This window comes from Rathayibacter sp. AY2B5 (genome assembly GCF_002931645.1).
In the GTDB taxonomy this organism is placed as follows: Bacteria; Actinomycetota; Actinomycetes; order Actinomycetales; family Microbacteriaceae; genus Rathayibacter.
Genome location: NZ_PSUE01000025.1, coordinates 17,726 through 32,676 on the forward strand (window position 1 = coordinate 17,726; position 14,951 = coordinate 32,676).

Consider the following 14,951-nt stretch of genomic DNA (forward strand, 5'->3'; position numbering starts at 1 on the left):
CGGCGCAGCCGCGAGCGCACGGAGCCGTGCGGCGTGCGATGCGTGCATGGAACCACCCCCCGTCTGGCCGCTAACGACCGGTGTTGTACGTGTTCAATGAACCATAATGTGTCCGTGTGGTCAAAACAGGTACGCGCCCTCGTGTCGAGGGTGATGCTCGCTGCAAAGCTTCCGCGACCCCTGACCGCGGAGAGCCTGCTCGCCTACATGGAGGACCTCTGCGGAAGAGACATCGTGTTTCGTGACACACCTCCTGCTCTCCTGCATGGGGGAGTGGTGAGCTACTGGCAGCGGACAAGTAGCAATAAGAACGTCATGTATATTCCCCACGACACGACGCGTCTACACCGCAAGCACAATCTGCAACATGAATACGGACACGTGCTGATGTGGTTCTTTCTCGATCAACAGGAGGTAACGATTGGGGTCGATCGGGAGGACCTAGCGGAGGCCATCGCAGACGCCCTCGCGAAGATACAGGCGGCCGACGCGCTGGACCAGTCAATGCAACGCAATATCGGTTTTGGCGGAACGCTATGGTGACCATTCTCGAGTGGGTCATCGTTGCAGCAAGCGCTCTTCCAGTCATCGCCCTAATAGCGACACGGAATGCCTTCAAATATCCTTTGTTGACGATCGGGTGCGTGGGCTTTGCGATACTCCTCGCTCTAAAGAATACGCTCCTTTACACAGGAGTCGATCATGCTTTAGGTGGTTACAACCGAGCCGTTCTACTAATGCATATGGCTGGACTGGTAGCAACCATCATCTTTGATGACATAATCATGCGTTCTGTCAGCTCTACGAACAATCGGATGCGTCGGCGGTTCACTGTCTACTCGCTTGGTCTAGCAGGCGCGTGTCTACAAGTGGAAATTTTCGCAGCCAGCAACTGGCCCGTTACTGATGTCGAACTCATCCACTATGACCACGAAACGTCGGCGCTCGCCTTCAAATCGGTGCTCTGGCTTTCTCTCATCATGACAGCAAGCATGGGACTCGTTGCCTGCCATAGGAATCTCCGTGTTCATTCCGGTTTCCATCGTCGGCTGCCTATCTACCTGATCGCCCTCGGTTGTCTCGGAGTGCTGCTGGTAACTCTGCTCGTTGCTAGAGGCTGGGTGGATTCGGACCACATCTCCAAAGGGACGGATCTGACCCTGTCACTGGCGGGCGGTGCCTTCCTCGCGGCCGGCTTCAGCTACGCGCCGATTACTGACCGGTGGCGGGCTCGTCAGCAGCACCAGCGCGAGCGATACCATTTGGTCAAACTGAGGCCAATCTGGACGGACCTTACGACACAAGTTCCGGCGGCGCGACGCCGAAACGGTGGTCCGGATGATGACTACAGCGAGCTGTACGGCTACCTCTCCGAGTGCGAGGACGCCCTACTGCTGCATGCGAATCTCTCTGGCGACCAGTACAGAGTGTTAGAAGAAGCCCGCGCCTACGTGCACGAACGACAGGGAGTACCTCATGACTGATTCCGAGTCAGGAGCGGGCACCCCCACGAGCCCGGGCGGGATCACCGTCTCGAAGGAGGAGCTGGCGCAGCGTCTGCGACTCGCAACCGACCGCTACGAAACCATGCACGGGCGTCAACCGTCCTGGGCCGTGGTGGAGGAACACGTCAAGGCCGCAGGGGTCGACCTCTCTCGCACCAAATGGCACTACATGCTGTCCGGCTCTCACGTCCTCGCAAAGGACATTGGCGTGTTTGAGGCGCTGGGCGATCTGTTTGACATTCCTTCCACCTTCTTCTATCGGGCCGAAGAAGATGTGCCGCCGCGTCTCCATGAGGCCATGCCGGCCATCCTCGACCTTCGGAGAAATCGAGTTCGAAGAGAAATGCGCTCTATCGGGGAGATTTCACCCGAAGCAGAGGCGGCAATGGAACGCATCCTTGCGGAGCTTGAAGCGGAATAAGCCAGCTACGGCGTGTGATTGCTCTTGATCCACGACGTGAAGCCGTTAAGGACTTCATCAAATCGCTCGGTGTCTATCGAGTACATGACCGACACCCCGCGACGTCCGCCGGGTGGAAGATGAGTACTCACGCGGACGATACCGGCACTTTCGAGCGTTGAGAGACAGCGCGAAAGTGATGCGTCGGTCATATCGACGGAACGTTTCAGATCTCCGAAGTACATGCCGGTTTCGCCCCACAATGCGCGGATGACTTCGCCGTTTTTCTTCGCCAGAACGGCTTGAGTCAACAGAACCTCCGGTGGCAAGGCAGGCACATCGGGGGCGCCGGGCTCGGAGGTCATCACAACATCATGGCGTATGGGGTCCCCGCCGAGACATCTTCGGGTATCGATGTGGAAGCAAGACTGCACTGAATGAGTTCAGGATGTCAACTCGTGCAATTATGACCCCATAGAGTGATATCTTCGAGGTGTGGGGGTGGCTGTCGCTCCTGCTCATCTCGCAGGGGGCACAACTTGGGTGGAGTTCACCAGCGGACCGTAGGTGAGCAGCGCGCACGCGCACTGCTGCTTGGGGTGTCCGTCTCGATCGCAGGACTCCTCTCTGCATGCTCAACACCCGCTGACCCTCCGGCGGCGGAGACCTCGCAAGCTCAGATGCCGACCGTCCTGGCCAGTCCTGACGCCACCGAGGGTTCGCCGGCGCCGGTCCCATCAGCGACCGAAGCGGCACCAGTCGACGCCGAGCCGGCGCCGGCTCTGAACGTCGAGGCTGACACTCTTGCGATCGCCACGGCCGCTGTCGCGGCATTCTGCCGCCCCTCCGTGGACTACGACATGTGGATCGCTGAGCTGTACCCGTTCCTCAGCCAGCAAGCGGCGGTCGCCTATGAAACGGTCGACCCGGCCAACGTGCCCTGCACGAGCCTCACGGGCGCTGCGACCGTCCGTGACGGCGACGGCGCGTTCACGATGCGCATCCTCGTGCCCACGGATGCAGGGGAGTACTCGGTTTACGTCCACCGCACCGACGAGGCAGGCCCCTGGGCCGTCGACCAGATCACTCCTCTGGCATCGGAGTAATCCAGTGGCGAAGGGGGGACTGGGGGTACTGGCGTTCGTCATGGTGCCGGTGGTGGCCATCGCGATTCTGTTGTACGTGTTGCTCTTCGGCGGCGCGGCTGTAGCCGCATGCCTGCCAGCCGGGGGACCGGTGAACGTGTCCGCGATCCCCGCGGACGCGAAGGTCGGCGCCTACGGGCACGACCAGCTCGTGAACGCAGCACTGATCGTCAACGCGGGCGCCGCGAAGGGCCTCGGCGCCGATGGGCAGACGCTCGGCGTGCAGACGGCGATCGGGGAATCCTCGCTGGTGAACATCAACTACGGGGACGGTGCGATCAACCCGGACGGGTCGGTTGCTGACTCGATCGGCTTGTTCCAGCAGCAGTCGAGCTGGGGCACCGTCGAGCAGCGCATGGACCCGACGACCTCGGCGGGCTTCTTCTACGACCGCCTCGTCGCGGTCGAGGGCTGGCAGTCGATGGAGCCCTCCATTGCGATCAACAAGGTGCAGCGCAACGCCGACCCGAACCACTACACGAAGTACCGCGCCGACGCCGTGGCGATCATGACGTACCTCAACGGCCTCGGCAGCAGCGCGACCGCACCCACGGCCACCACTGCGCCGGTGAGCGTCCCGTCGACGCCGACGAGCACCGCGACGTCGACGGCCGCGCCGGTCGGCGGATGCGTCCCCGTGTCCGGCGACGCGCAGGCACTCGCGGCCGGCCTCGTGACGGCGATGGAGGAGGGCCGGCTGCGGCTGCTCGAGGACCGCTACGCGCAGCAGATCCGCGACATGGCCGCCGGGACCGCCAAGGAGAACTGCGGCATCGACGTCCGCATTCTCCAGATCATCACGATCGCGCTCAACACGTTCGAGCACGTCGGCGTCTCGGACCTCAACCGCCAGTGCACCGGCTCCCTGCTCGGAGCGGGCACGGGCTCGTCGCACTGGATGAACGGCGGCGGCAACGCCGTCGACTTCTTCTCCTTCAACAACACCGCCACCACCGGCTGCGACGCGAACGCACTGCAACTGCTGACGGTCCTGGACCCGCAGGTACCCCAGGGCTCTCGTGCCGGCCAGATCCAGTGCCGCTCGACCACGTACCAGCACATCACCCAGTTCGGTGACACCCCGAACCACCTGCACTTCGACGTCGCCTACGCCGACGGCCCCCTCACCACCGGATAACCGGACCCCGTCGACGTCGCGACCGCGGCGGCGATCACCCCGCACCACCCAACACAGAAAACGGAGCACACCATGTCTGCACTGCTCGCAGCAACGACCGACATCCTCACCACCGCGGGCGCGCTCGGCGCGGTCGTCCCGGACCCGGGTCCCGGCGGCATGCCCCCCGGGTTCGAGGCCTTCACCACCGTCATGGGCTGGGCCAAGTGGGTCGGCCTCGGCGTCGCCGTCGTCGGCCTGATCATCCTCGGCGTCACCATGACCGTCTCCGCCCGCCGCGGCGAAGGCGGAGAGATCGGCGGCTGGCTCGGCCGACTCCTCGTGGGTGTGATCGTCATCTCCGCCGCGTTCACGATCGTCGGGTTCCTGATGGGCGCGTAGCGTCCCCGGGAAACCGACACCACCAACAGAAAGGCAAGGGACATCATGAACGACTCCGAACCGCGTAACCCATTCACCACGAAGGGCTTCATCGTCGGAGCCGCCATCGTCGGAGCACTCGCCGTCGCCGGCATCGTGCTCGGCGTGACGTCCCTGGACGCCGGGGGAGGCGGCAACACCGCCGCCACCCCCGGCGCCTCCACCCCCAGCTCGACCATTTCGGCGGACGCCGCGAGCGTGTGCGGACTCTCCGGATACGACGAGACCGGGACTCTCACCGCAGCACCGACGACGGAATGGACCATCGTCGGCACGATGGCCGCTCCGAACTCGGACACGGCCGGACCGGGAGCTACTGATGACGACGGCGTGCGACGCTGCTACGCCCACACCGTCGACGGAGCACTCTTCGCAGTCGCGAACCTGTGGGCGATGGGCTCCAACGCACGCTTGTCCGATCCCGTCATCGAGAAGCTGACCGTTCCCGGCCCCGGACGGGATGCAGCACTGGCGAGGGACGTGGCGCAATCGAACACGGGCCTGAGCGCTCAGATCGCGGGCTTTAAGACGCTGTCCTACAACGGAGACAGCGCGACGATCGACATTGCCTTCCGGCTCAACGACGGGACCCTCGCGAGTATCGCGACGGACGTTGCCTGGTCGGACGGCGACTGGAAGATGCAGCTCACCGATGAGGGCCAGTCGGCCTACAACCCGGTGCGGCTCCAGAGCCTCGGCGGCTACGTGCCATGGGCAGGTGTTGCATGAGCATCCTCGCCACCACCACCGCTCCGCCCGAATCGGAATGCGGCCTCCTCGACTTCCCCTGCAAGCTCAACGAGGGCATCGGCGACATCGTGTCGGTCGCCGCGAACGATGCGTTGCAGCAGTTCGTCAACAACATCATGGAGGGCTACGGGAAGGCCCTCGCCTCCCTCGGCACCCTCTGGGTGCGCGTACCTTCGCCGGTCACGGTCGTGGACCAGGGCGGCGGAGTGAACGGTGGCGGGACTCCGCCGCAGCCGGAGGCGTTCGAGACGATTCTCGGCTACGTGACGTGGGTGTCCGCGGGCCTGGCCGTCATGTCCCTCATCATTGCCGGAGTGATGATGGCCTCCCGGCGCCGGCACGGCGACGGCGAGGCTCACATGGGCCGTATCGGTGTGATCATCATGGCCGTGCTGCTGCTGTCCTCGGCATCAGCGCTCGTGACCGGGTTCCTGCCTCTGGCGATGCACCTCAACGAGTCCTCGAGCGTCGTCGGCTGGGTGCAAGGTCAGTTGCAGTGGTACACCGGCGGTATCGCGATCCTCTCGATCCTCGTCGCCGCCGGCCGCATGGTCTGGACGCAGCGCGCGATGCCGTTGCGCGAGCTCGCGGGATCGGTCCTGACGCTGATCGCCGTGGCCGGTGCCGGCCTCGTCGTGATCCGCCTCGCGACGTCCGCGGGAGATGCGTTCTCCGTCTGGATCCTCGATAACTCGACCGACTGCAGCGTGACCAACGGGGAGTCGAACTGCTTCGGCACGACGGTCGGAGCGATGATCGGGATGACGATGGCGTCGCAGAACTCCATCGGCCTGATCGGCCTGTTCCTGCTGGGCATGCTGGCGGTGTTCATGACCTACGTGCAGATCGCCCTGATGGTGTTCCGCGGCGCGATGCTCGTCGTCCTCGCCGGGATCTTCCCGATTGCCGCCGCCGCGACGAACACGGAAATCGGGCGGCAGTGGTTCAAGAAGGCGATGGCCTGGACTCTCGCCTTCATCCTCTACAAGCCCGCCGCCGCGATCGTCTACGCGATCGCGTTCCGGATGACCGGCACCGACCTGTTCAAATCGGACGGCACCGGCCTCTTCCAGATCGTCACAGGTCTCGCGCTGATGCTCATCGCGCTCGTGGCTCTGCCCGCGCTGATGCGCTTCCTCGTCCCGGCCGTCTCCTCGGTCGGCGGCGGCGGTGCGGCAGGCCTACTGCTGGGCGCCGCGGCGCTCTCGGCCGCAGGTGACGTCGCGACGGGCGCGATCCGCGCCAGCAACAACGGAGGCGGCGGCGGCGGGAACGGCGGCGGCGGAGGCGGCAACACCTCGTCCACGGACGGACCGTCCGGCAGCACGTCGACGCCGGGCTCGCCCGCGTCGTCGCCGGCCGCTGACCCGTCCGGGTCGGCGTCGACGGCCGGCAGCGGCGCCGGTGCTGGTGCCGGAAGCGCGGCGACGAGCGGTGCGGGAGCTGCCGCGTCGAGCGGCGCCGGGGCCGGGGCAGCCGCGAGCGGCGCCGCGGCCGCGGCCGGACCGATCGGCGCTGGTATCGCCGTCGCCACGAAAGCCGCGGAGGGCGCGAAGCATGCCGCGCAGGCCGTGAAGGCCGGCACCGAAGAGGCGACCGGCAGCAACGAGAGCGGGAGCTAACCCATGTCCAGCACAGCAACCGAGCCGATCAAGGCTCGCACCTATGGCAACTGGCGAAAGCCTCAGACCGCCGGCCTCGGTGGGCTCGGACAGCTCGCCACCCTCGTGATGTTCGTGGGCATCGTCGCCTCGATCATCGCGTCCATGTTCTCCGGCCTAGGTCCGGCACTCATCGTCGCCGCCATCTTCGGCGGCATCCTCCTGACCGTCTCGGTCAAGGACAAGCACGGGCAGAGCGCCCTCGGAAGGATGGTGGTCCGCGTGAACTGGTGGCGTACCAAGAGCAAGGGAGCGAACGTCTACCGCTCCGGTCCGATCGGCCGCGCGAAATGGGGCACGTTCCAGCTCCCAGGCCTGGCCGCACCCTCGCAGCTCACCGAGCACGAGGACTCCCACGGCCGCCGGTTCGCGCTGATCAGCACCCCGATGACAAAGCACTTCACCGTCGTGCTGGCGACGGAGCCGGACGGCGCCGCGCTGGTGGATCAGGAGCAGATCAACAACCAGGTCGCGGAGTACGGCATCTGGCTCGCCAACCTCGGAGACGAGCCCGGCATCGAGGCGGCCTCCGTGACGGTCGAGACGGCTCCCGACACGGGCACGCGCCTGCGCGGTGAGGTCGAGGGTTCGATGGACCCGGACGCCCCACTCTTCGCGCGAGCGATGCTCCAAGAGGTCGTAGAGACCTACCCGGTCGGATCGGCCACGATCCACGCCTACATCGCGCTCACGTTCACGGCGACCGCGCGGATCAACGGGAAGCGCCGCAATGCCAAGGAGGTCGCCGCGGACCTCTCCGCCCGCATCCCTGGCTTGACGTCTTCTCTCGCGGCGACGGGTGCGGGCGCAGCGCGGCCCCTGAGCGCGCAGGAGCTGTGCGAGGTCATCCGCACCGCGTACGACCCCGACGCGGCGCTCCTGATCGATCAGGCGCGCGCAGAGGGCGAGACGGCGGACCTGTCCTGGACCGACGTCGGCCCCGCGGGCGCCGAAGCGCACTGGGACTCCTACCGTCACGACGGAGCGGTGTCGACGTCGTGGACCATGACCGCCCCGCCGCGCGGCGTCGTCCAGTCGAACATCCTCGCCCGCCTGCTCGCACCGCACCGCGACATCGCCCGCAAGCGCGTCACCCTGCTCTACCGGCCCATCGATCCCGCTCGAGCGGCGGCGCTGGTGGAGGCGGACCTGAACGCGGCGCAGTTCAACTCCTCGGCCTCCACCAAGCCCACCGCCCGCTCCACGTTATCCACACGTTCTGCACAGGCGACGGCCGCGGAGGAAGCCTCCGGCGCCGGGCTGATGAACTTCGGCCTGATCGTCACGGCGACCACGCTGCAGCGTGGTCAGGAGCCCGAAGCGCGCGCCGCGATCGACTCCCTCACCTCAGCCGCCCGCCTGCGGATGCGGCCCGCGTTCGGCTCGCAGGACTCCGCCTTCGCCGCCGCCCTTCCGCTGGGGCTGGTCCTGCCTCGGCACCTGCGCATTCCCAACGAGATGCGGGAAATCCTGTGACGCACCCCGCCACCACCAGGACGGCACTGGACACACGTCCGGTGCCGTCCCGGCTTAACCCTCAGCCCTCACCCGTCTTTGTCGCCGTTCCGACCCTTATTGGAGGCCCCCAGTGAGCATCACCACCAAGCTCTTCTCCCGCCACCGCGACACCGAGCCCGTCGACGTCCCCGCCGACGTCGACGGGGACGAGCTGCCCACCGGCGCCGTCGACGTCGACCAGAGCGAAGAGGCCGGCGACGTCGACGCCCCCGACTCGGCCACGCCCACGGGCGCGGTCGGCTCCCCGTCGACTGACGCTGCCGCGTCAGCAACGGCGGACAGCCGGGCCGGGTCTCGCCGCGCTCGGAAGGTGCAGGAGGAGAGTGCCGCGGCCCGCGCCGCGGCCTCGCCGCTCGCCCGCGAGACGCCGTCCAAGCGGTCGCGGAAAAAGCGGGCGATCCCGCACCAGGGCGGGAAGCAGAAGACCGAGAAGGAATCGGCGCCGAAGCGACCGATGCGGCCGACGTCGACGGGATGGCTCGGCCGCGGCGGCGGACAGGTCGTCTCGATCCAGCCCGCCGATGAATTCCGCGCGACGACTGTGCAGGTGTGCGGCCTGTACCCATTCTCGGTCGGCACCGGCACGCCCATGATCGGCGTACCGCTGGGCAAGAACCTCACCACCGGGGCCTCCGTGTTGTGCGACCCGATTAGCTGGTTCCAGCGGGCGCAGCTCATCTCCAACCCGTCGATGTTCGTCCTCGGCAAGCCGGGTCTCGGGAAGTCCTCGCTGACCCGCCGCATGGCGACCGGGCTCGCCGGGTACGGCACCATCCCGCTGGTCCTCGGGGATCTGAAGCCCGACTACGTGGACCTCATCCGCGCGATGGAAGGACAGGTCATCACCCTCGGCCGCGACCGCGGCTACCTCAACATCCTCGACCCCGGCGAGGCGACCAGCGCGGCAAAGCGCCTCCGAGACGACGCCGACCAGGCGCTGGAGCAAGCCGCGGAGCTCGACGCCCGCGGCGGCGACTCCAAGGAGCTGCACCTGCGTGCGGTGAAAGCGCAGCGCCTCGCCGCTCAGGTCCTCGCGGACGCTCACGGCCGCCGGCACACGATGATCGCAGCGCTCCTGACGATCCTCCGCTCTCAGCCGCCCACGGACCGGGAGGAGACGATCATCGACCGGGCGTTGAAGTACCTGGACGAGCACCACGAGGGCATCCCCGTCCTCGCGGACCTGCTCGCCGTGATCCAGGCCGCGCCGGACGAGATTCGACAGGTCGCGCTCGACCGCAACGACCTCAAGCGGTACAAGGAAATCACCGAGAACCTCGAAGCGTCGCTCATCGGCCTCACCTCCGGTGGCCGGCTGGGCGAGATCTTCTCCCGCCAGACGACGACCCCGATGCGGCGGGATCGGCCGGTGGTCTACGACGTGTCCTCGATCGATGACTCCGAAGGCGACCTCCAGGCGGCGATCCTCCTCGCGTGCTGGTCCGCGGGGTTCGGGACGGTCAACGTCGCCGCGGCGCTGGCCGATGCGGGGATCGAGCCCCGCCGGCACTACTTCGTGATCCTGGACGAGCTGTGGCGGGCTCTGCGCGCGGGCAAGGGCATGGTCGATCGCGTCGACGCGCTCACCCGCCTCAACCGTGCCCGCGGTGTCGGCCTGGCGATGATCAGCCACACCATGTCCGACCTCCTCGCGCTTTCCAGCGAAGAGGACCGGATGAAGGCCCGCGGCTTTGTGGAGCGCTCCGGCATGGTCATCTGCGGCGGCCTTCCCGGTGCGGAGATGCCTCTGCTCACGTCGGCGGTGCCGCTGTCCGCGAAGGAGCAGGAGATGCTCACGAGCTGGCAGGACCCGCCGGCCTGGGATGGCGTCTCCGGGAAGGAAGCGGACCCGCCCGGCCGTGGCCTGTTCCTGATCAAGGTGGGCGGCCGTCCCGGCATCCCCGTCCGCGTCCACCTGACCGCAGCGGAGAAGGACGTCAACGACACCAACAAGCTCTGGCACACCACGAGCCGCGCAGGCCGCGCGAACGAGCCCCTGGCGACCGATCCGGTCATGGTGGAGATTCTGCCGTGAGCGTCCTCGTCGCCCTCGGCGCGAGCTGCGTCGCGCTCGGCGCGGCCGGCGCCGCGATCGTCAGCGTGATCGCCGCCCGCCGTCAGGGGGCGGCGGAGCGCGACCGGTTTCTGCTCACGGGCTGCTGGACCGGGGTCGCCCTCATGGCGGGCTTCGTCGCCTGGGACCAGTGGGACCGGGTGATCGCATGAGCTGCACGTCGACGGTCGTCTACGACGGCTACCTCTGGGGCTGCTCGATGACGACGACGCTCCCGCACACCGACCACATGACGGACCTGCCGGTCGAGTACGTCGACAACGGCCAGGCCGTCCTCACCTGGGGCACCAGCCGGCAGGCGACCAGCGACGACACGACGGCCCCCTACGACGGGCCGATCTATGAGCGATGCGAGCCGCGCAGGTTCCTGCCGGCATCTGTTCCGTTGCTCGAGCGGGCGATGTCGTGATCGCCGCCCGCGCCGGGGGTGCGCTGCTGCGGGGTCCGCTCGGCCAGGTCGGCGCGGTCGCCGGGCTCCTGGCTGTCGCGGTCCTCGTGGCCACGGCCGCCACCCTCGCGTTCACCGCGCAGGTGCAGCACGCGATCCCCGCCCAGACCACTCTCACCAGCCCAGCACCGACCGAAGGAGTTGCACCATGAGCCTCACGAACAACCGCCGGAAAGAGCCCGGGAAGGCCAGTAACGGCTTCGGGGTCGCGTTCGCGGCCGGCGGTGTCCTGATCATCGCCCTGGCCATCTACATCGCGGTCCGCGTCGGGTCCCAGGTCGACGGTGTGAATCCCGACATGGACACCGACCCGTCGAACTTCTTCTCCGTCGTGGTCGACGTGTTCCGCGGCCGACTCGTCTGGCCGGGCACCGCGACCCTCATCGTCGCCGGGATCGGCGCCGTGGTCGTCTTCTTCGGCACCCTGTTCCTGATCGCGAAGAACGGCGGGAAGAAGAACCGGACCCCGATCGACTGGACCGCCCGCCACACCGCCACCTCCGCGGAAATGAGCCACATGCGCGGCAAGGAGGCGAAGGAGAAGTCGGCCCGACTGGGCGTGACCGACTCGTTCGGCGTCCCTCTGGGTGACCTCCTCAGCGACGGTCGACCTATCTACGCCTCGTTCGAGGACATGGTGCTGCTGCTCGCCGGCCCCCGCGTAGGCAAGTCGACGTCGTTCGTCATCCCCGCGATCGTCAACGCTCCCGGGTCCGTGGTCACGACCTCGAACAAGCGCGACGTGCTCGACGCGACCCGCGACCTCCGCGCAGCACGGGGGCAGGTGTGGGTGTTCGACCCGCAGCGCGTCGCGGTCGAGCCGCCGTCGTGGTGGTGGAACCCCCTCTCCTACGTCACCGACGACACCAAGGCAGCGAAGCTCGCGCAGCACTTCGCGTCCGGATCCAGCGAGGTCGGCGCCCGCTCGGATGCGCACTTCGAGCCGTCCGGTCGCGAGCTGCTGGCAGGCTTCCTGCTCGCCGCGGCCCTCGATGGCCGCCCGATCACGGACGTCTACGAGTGGACGACGAAACCCGGCGACGAGACGGCCGGAGACATCCTGGCCTCGAGCTATTTCCCGCTGATGGCCAAGAGCTTGCAGGGCGCGACGCGGTTGGAGCACCGGGAGCGCGGATCGGTGTACTCCACTGCCCGGCGCATGGCGTCCTGCTTGAAGGACTCCGGGACCCGCCAGTGGGTGAACCGCACCGGCGAGAACGACACCCGGCCGGAGTTCAATCCCGGCGCCTTCGTCCGCTCCACCGGGACGCTCTACAGCCTGTCCAAGGAGGGTGCCGGCAGCGCCGGCCCCCTCGTCCTCGCCCTCACCGCCGCGACCGTCGAAGCCGCGGAGGAGCTGGCCGCGGTGTCGCCCGGCGGCCGGATGCAGACCCCGATGCTCGGCGTCCTCGATGAGGCGGCGAACGTCTGCCGCTGGCGCGACCTGCCCGACCTCTACAGCCACTACGGCTCCCGGGGGATCCCGATCATGTCGGTGTTCCAGTCCTGGTCGCAGGGCGTGAGCGTGTTCGGGAAGGAGGGCATGGACAAGCTGTGGTCGGCCGCGAACGCGAAGATCTACGCCGGCGGAATCTCGGAGACGGGGTTTCTGCGGATGGTGTCAGAGCTGATCGGCACCTACGATCGCGAGACGACCTCCGCGAGCATGAACAAGGGCGTGCGCTCGACCACCAGCGCGTTGAAGCGCGAACTGATCCTCGACGTCGCGGAGCTCGCGAACCTCCCCACTCCCAAGAAGGGGCGCAAGATCGGGCGGGCGATCCTGATGTCCTCGGGCTCGCGTGCCGCGATCCTGCGCACGGTGCCGTGGTTCGACGGCCCCAAGCCGCTCGTGGCCGCGATCAACGCCTCCATCGCGAACCACCGACCGGGCGCAGCGCCGACACCGACGCCGCCGCCGGCCCCGGAGCAGGGACACGGCTTCACGCCGGTGACGGGCTCATGAGCGAGGACTTCTACGGGGGCGTGGACGACGAGGCCGCGCCCGCGTCAGCGGCCGACGAGGCGACGAGTGCCCCGGAGAGCGAAGAGCCCACGACGCATTTCGGGTCGGCGGATGAGTTCGTGCGCAAGCAGCTCATCGGCACCTACCGGCGCCGAGTAATGGCGCAGGGCTCCGGTGCCGGTCTGCGGTGGAAAGCAGCCTGGTGGGAGGCCAAGGAAGCGCAGCAGCGCATCGAGGCGCTGTGGCGGGCGTGGGAGGCCGCACGCGCCGACCCGAAGGCCGGGATGAGCGCGTGGTGGATCAACCACTGCGACCCACACATGAGCGTCCTTCTCTCTGCGGACGGCCCATTCGCTGACTCGACGGACGAGAACCGGATCGGTGAACCGCTGCCTTACACGGCGCCGGTAGAAGGCACTTTCCCGTCCGATCTACAACCGCCGCTGTACACGCAGCGCCCATCCAGAGAAAACGCCTGAGAGGCGCTCTGAGGACGTAAGAAGGGGAGCACCGTCCGGTGCTCCCCTTCTTCGTTCTCGACGCTCCGGCTAGCGGCTCAGGTCCGCGCGATCGGCGCCCTGCCCCTGGCCACGACCGCGCCGCGTCTGAGGGACGGTGCTCATCGGAGCCTTCGACGTCACCGCGGCGCTGGGCGGGGTGGCGTGCGCGCTGTCGGCGCTCATCCGCGCCTCGATGACGTGCGGGGGGACTCCCTTGGCTTCCATCGCCTGAATGGTCGACTGTCGACGCTCGGCACTGTCGTAAGCGATCTCTCCGGCCTCACGCGACGCTGACGCGCGCGGATCCGTCGCGGGCGGCGCCGACTCCGTGGACGGGCCTCCGGTGCCCTGTGCGGCCTCCTGGCGCTCTGCGGGGGCGTCGTCGCGGAAGAGCTGTGCCTGAGCGCGCGCGTCGGAGGCCAGCTCGCGCAGCTCGTCAGGAGTCGCGTTGGCGGTGCCACCGGCGGCCGCGTCGCGGTCGTAGTCGCTCGCGCGCGCTTCGAGCTGCGCAGCCATCTCCGCGCGCCCGTTGTCGACGTCGGACGCACCGGGGGTTTCTCGAGCGGCCTCCTGGTTGCGGGCGTCGTTCGCGCGGTCGAGGCGGTCGGCTTCCGCGATCAGTAGTTGTGCCTCCGTAACCTCCGCTCCCGCTCGAGCACGCTCGGGAGCTACCGTGTCCTTCCACTCCTCGACCAGCGCGGCTCGTGCAGCAGCGACGGCCGCGGGGTCCGCGGTGCGGAACTCTCCGTCGTTCCAGTCGATCGACGTCTGCACGCGGTAGTCCTGGAACCCGGCCGGGTCGGTGTCGCGCTTCCATTCCTCGGCCGCGGAGAGTTCGAGGGTGCCGGCGTCGCCCGCGAGCGCCGCGCGGTAGTCGGTGATCAGAGCGCGCTCCGCGTTCACGTCCGGCTCTGCGCGGCCGCGTATGTCCATGGTGAGACGGTCGTCGTCGTGGCGGTGGTAGTGCTCCGGCGCGGAGTTGGTGGCCCATTCCTTCGCCCGGTCCAGCTCCGACTTCGCCTGACCGGCGGCGTCGCGCAGCACGGCGGTGTCGACGCCGTAGCGCTCGAACACTTCGCGCTGAACGACGGCCGACGCGCGCTCCGCGATCGGGTCGTGGTTCTTCCACGCCTGCGCCGTCTCCGCGACCTTCGAGATGTCTTGGATGCTCGCCTTCTCCCACCAGTCGGGCCGGTCCACGACCTGCAACGTCGCGCGTGCAGCGCCGCGCTCGGCGTCGAAACGGGCCGACAGCTCGCGCGCCTGCGCGGCGGAGCGTGCCTGCGCGTCGCGAGCCAGCTCCTCGCGCAGCCGGGCGAACTTCTCGCCCATCTGCATCGCGATGGTCAACGCGATCCGGACGTTCTGACCGACCTCCTGGCCTACCTCGTCGTCGTCACTCATGACTTCCTCCCCTTGCCTTGGT

At 67.7% G+C, this 14,951-nt stretch carries 17 protein-coding genes; 15 read left to right on the forward strand and 2 right to left on the reverse strand.

Annotation, left to right across the window (positions count from 1 at the left end; all coding sequences use genetic code 11):
• Positions 1-114 precede the first annotated feature (114 nt).
• The 3 genes from C5C30_RS17410 to C5C30_RS14035 are packed head-to-tail and all read left to right on the forward strand — an operon-like array spanning position 115 to position 1,926.
• The gene (locus tag C5C30_RS17410) at positions 115-543 is read left to right on the forward strand and encodes a hypothetical protein (protein ID WP_146076970.1); all 429 of its coding nucleotides are present in this window, start codon (positions 115-117) and stop codon (positions 541-543) included.
• A complete protein-coding gene (locus C5C30_RS17415) occupies positions 540-1,484 on the forward strand; it encodes a hypothetical protein (RefSeq protein WP_181131588.1) in 945 nt (314 codons plus the stop codon). The genes C5C30_RS17410 and C5C30_RS17415 overlap by 4 nt, the downstream gene beginning before the upstream one ends.
• Positions 1,477-1,926 carry a hypothetical protein gene (locus C5C30_RS14035; protein WP_104263445.1) on the forward strand — a complete coding sequence of 150 codons (450 nt, stop codon included), beginning with the start codon at positions 1,477-1,479 and terminating at the stop codon, positions 1,924-1,926. The genes C5C30_RS17415 and C5C30_RS14035 overlap by 8 nt, the downstream gene beginning before the upstream one ends.
• A 5-nt stretch (positions 1,927-1,931) precedes the next feature.
• On the opposite strand, the gene C5C30_RS17420 is transcribed toward C5C30_RS14035, so the two are convergent.
• Positions 1,932-2,270 carry a helix-turn-helix transcriptional regulator gene (locus C5C30_RS17420; RefSeq protein WP_146076968.1) on the reverse strand — a complete coding sequence of 113 codons (339 nt, stop codon included), beginning with the start codon at positions 2,268-2,270 and terminating at the stop codon, positions 1,932-1,934.
• Between the two features lie 315 nt (positions 2,271-2,585).
• Between C5C30_RS17420 and C5C30_RS14040 the strand changes: the two genes are divergently transcribed.
• From C5C30_RS14040 to C5C30_RS14100, 12 genes are all read left to right on the forward strand, one after another.
• Positions 2,586-3,011: a hypothetical protein gene (locus C5C30_RS14040; RefSeq protein WP_104263446.1), complete on the forward strand. Its 426-nt coding sequence runs from the start codon at positions 2,586-2,588 to the stop codon at positions 3,009-3,011.
• Between the two features lie 136 nt (positions 3,012-3,147).
• Positions 3,148-4,188, forward strand: coding sequence for a hypothetical protein (locus tag C5C30_RS17775; RefSeq protein ID WP_181065710.1), 1,041 nt, complete (start codon positions 3,148-3,150; stop codon positions 4,186-4,188).
• A gap of 72 nt (positions 4,189-4,260) precedes the next feature.
• Positions 4,261-4,569, forward strand: coding sequence for a hypothetical protein (locus C5C30_RS14050; protein WP_104224227.1), 309 nt, complete (start codon positions 4,261-4,263; stop codon positions 4,567-4,569).
• 45 nt (positions 4,570-4,614) lie between these two features.
• Positions 4,615-5,337 carry a hypothetical protein gene (locus C5C30_RS14055; protein ID WP_104263447.1) on the forward strand — a complete coding sequence of 241 codons (723 nt, stop codon included), beginning with the start codon at positions 4,615-4,617 and terminating at the stop codon, positions 5,335-5,337.
• A complete protein-coding gene (locus C5C30_RS14060; RefSeq protein ID WP_104327946.1) occupies positions 5,334-6,980 on the forward strand; it encodes a hypothetical protein in 1,647 nt (548 codons plus the stop codon). The genes C5C30_RS14055 and C5C30_RS14060 overlap by 4 nt, the downstream gene beginning before the upstream one ends.
• A 3-nt stretch (positions 6,981-6,983) precedes the next feature.
• Entirely contained in the window at positions 6,984-8,495 is a 1,512-nt protein-coding gene (locus C5C30_RS14065) for an SCO6880 family protein (protein WP_181067941.1), read from the forward strand.
• A gap of 496 nt (positions 8,496-8,991) precedes the next feature.
• Positions 8,992-10,572 (forward strand): ATP/GTP-binding protein, encoded by a 1,581-nt coding sequence (locus tag C5C30_RS14075; protein WP_219812664.1) that lies wholly within the window; start codon positions 8,992-8,994, stop codon positions 10,570-10,572.
• Complete coding sequence (locus tag C5C30_RS14080; protein WP_104263449.1) at positions 10,569-10,763, forward strand: hypothetical protein; 195 nt, start codon at positions 10,569-10,571, stop codon at positions 10,761-10,763. The genes C5C30_RS14075 and C5C30_RS14080 overlap by 4 nt, the downstream gene beginning before the upstream one ends.
• Positions 10,760-11,020: a hypothetical protein gene (locus tag C5C30_RS14085; RefSeq protein ID WP_104263450.1), complete on the forward strand. Its 261-nt coding sequence runs from the start codon at positions 10,760-10,762 to the stop codon at positions 11,018-11,020. Before C5C30_RS14080 ends, C5C30_RS14085 begins: the two co-directional genes overlap by 4 nt.
• Positions 11,017-11,211, forward strand: coding sequence for a hypothetical protein (locus tag C5C30_RS14090; protein ID WP_104263451.1), 195 nt, complete (start codon positions 11,017-11,019; stop codon positions 11,209-11,211). The genes C5C30_RS14085 and C5C30_RS14090 overlap by 4 nt, the downstream gene beginning before the upstream one ends.
• Positions 11,208-13,025, forward strand: coding sequence for a type IV secretory system conjugative DNA transfer family protein (locus C5C30_RS14095; RefSeq protein ID WP_104308533.1), 1,818 nt, complete (start codon positions 11,208-11,210; stop codon positions 13,023-13,025). The genes C5C30_RS14090 and C5C30_RS14095 overlap by 4 nt, the downstream gene beginning before the upstream one ends.
• A complete protein-coding gene (locus C5C30_RS14100) occupies positions 13,022-13,504 on the forward strand; it encodes a DUF4913 domain-containing protein (protein WP_104333967.1) in 483 nt (160 codons plus the stop codon). The genes C5C30_RS14095 and C5C30_RS14100 overlap by 4 nt, the downstream gene beginning before the upstream one ends.
• Before the next feature lie 69 nt (positions 13,505-13,573).
• On the opposite strand, the gene C5C30_RS14105 is transcribed toward C5C30_RS14100, so the two are convergent.
• Complete coding sequence (locus C5C30_RS14105) at positions 13,574-14,929, reverse strand: hypothetical protein (RefSeq protein WP_104263454.1); 1,356 nt, start codon at positions 14,927-14,929, stop codon at positions 13,574-13,576.
• Positions 14,930-14,951 lie beyond the last annotated feature (22 nt).

Bases quoted from the DNA above. Each gene is read 5' to 3' on its own strand.
- C5C30_RS14035 (WP_104263445.1), top strand. From the start codon at position 1,477: ATGACTGATTCCGAGTCAGGAGCGGGCACCCCCACGAGCCCGGGCGGG.
- C5C30_RS14060 (WP_104327946.1), top strand. From the start codon at position 5,334: ATGAGCATCCTCGCCACCACCACCGCTCCGCCCGAATCGGAATGCGGC.
- C5C30_RS14085 (WP_104263450.1), top strand. From the start codon at position 10,760: ATGAGCTGCACGTCGACGGTCGTCTACGACGGCTACCTCTGGGGCTGC.
- C5C30_RS14040 (WP_104263446.1), top strand. From the start codon at position 2,586: ATGCCGACCGTCCTGGCCAGTCCTGACGCCACCGAGGGTTCGCCGGCG.
- C5C30_RS17420 (WP_146076968.1), bottom strand. From the start codon at position 2,270: ATGACCTCCGAGCCCGGCGCCCCCGATGTGCCTGCCTTGCCACCGGAG.
- C5C30_RS14095 (WP_104308533.1), top strand. From the start codon at position 11,208: ATGAGCCTCACGAACAACCGCCGGAAAGAGCCCGGGAAGGCCAGTAAC.
- C5C30_RS14055 (WP_104263447.1), top strand. From the start codon at position 4,615: ATGAACGACTCCGAACCGCGTAACCCATTCACCACGAAGGGCTTCATC.
- C5C30_RS14065 (WP_181067941.1), top strand. From the start codon at position 6,984: ATGTCCAGCACAGCAACCGAGCCGATCAAGGCTCGCACCTATGGCAAC.
- C5C30_RS14075 (WP_219812664.1), top strand. From the start codon at position 8,992: ATGCGGCCGACGTCGACGGGATGGCTCGGCCGCGGCGGCGGACAGGTC.
- C5C30_RS14100 (WP_104333967.1), top strand. From the start codon at position 13,022: ATGAGCGAGGACTTCTACGGGGGCGTGGACGACGAGGCCGCGCCCGCG.
- C5C30_RS14105 (WP_104263454.1), bottom strand. From the start codon at position 14,929: ATGAGTGACGACGACGAGGTAGGCCAGGAGGTCGGTCAGAACGTCCGG.
- C5C30_RS14050 (WP_104224227.1), top strand. From the start codon at position 4,261: ATGTCTGCACTGCTCGCAGCAACGACCGACATCCTCACCACCGCGGGC.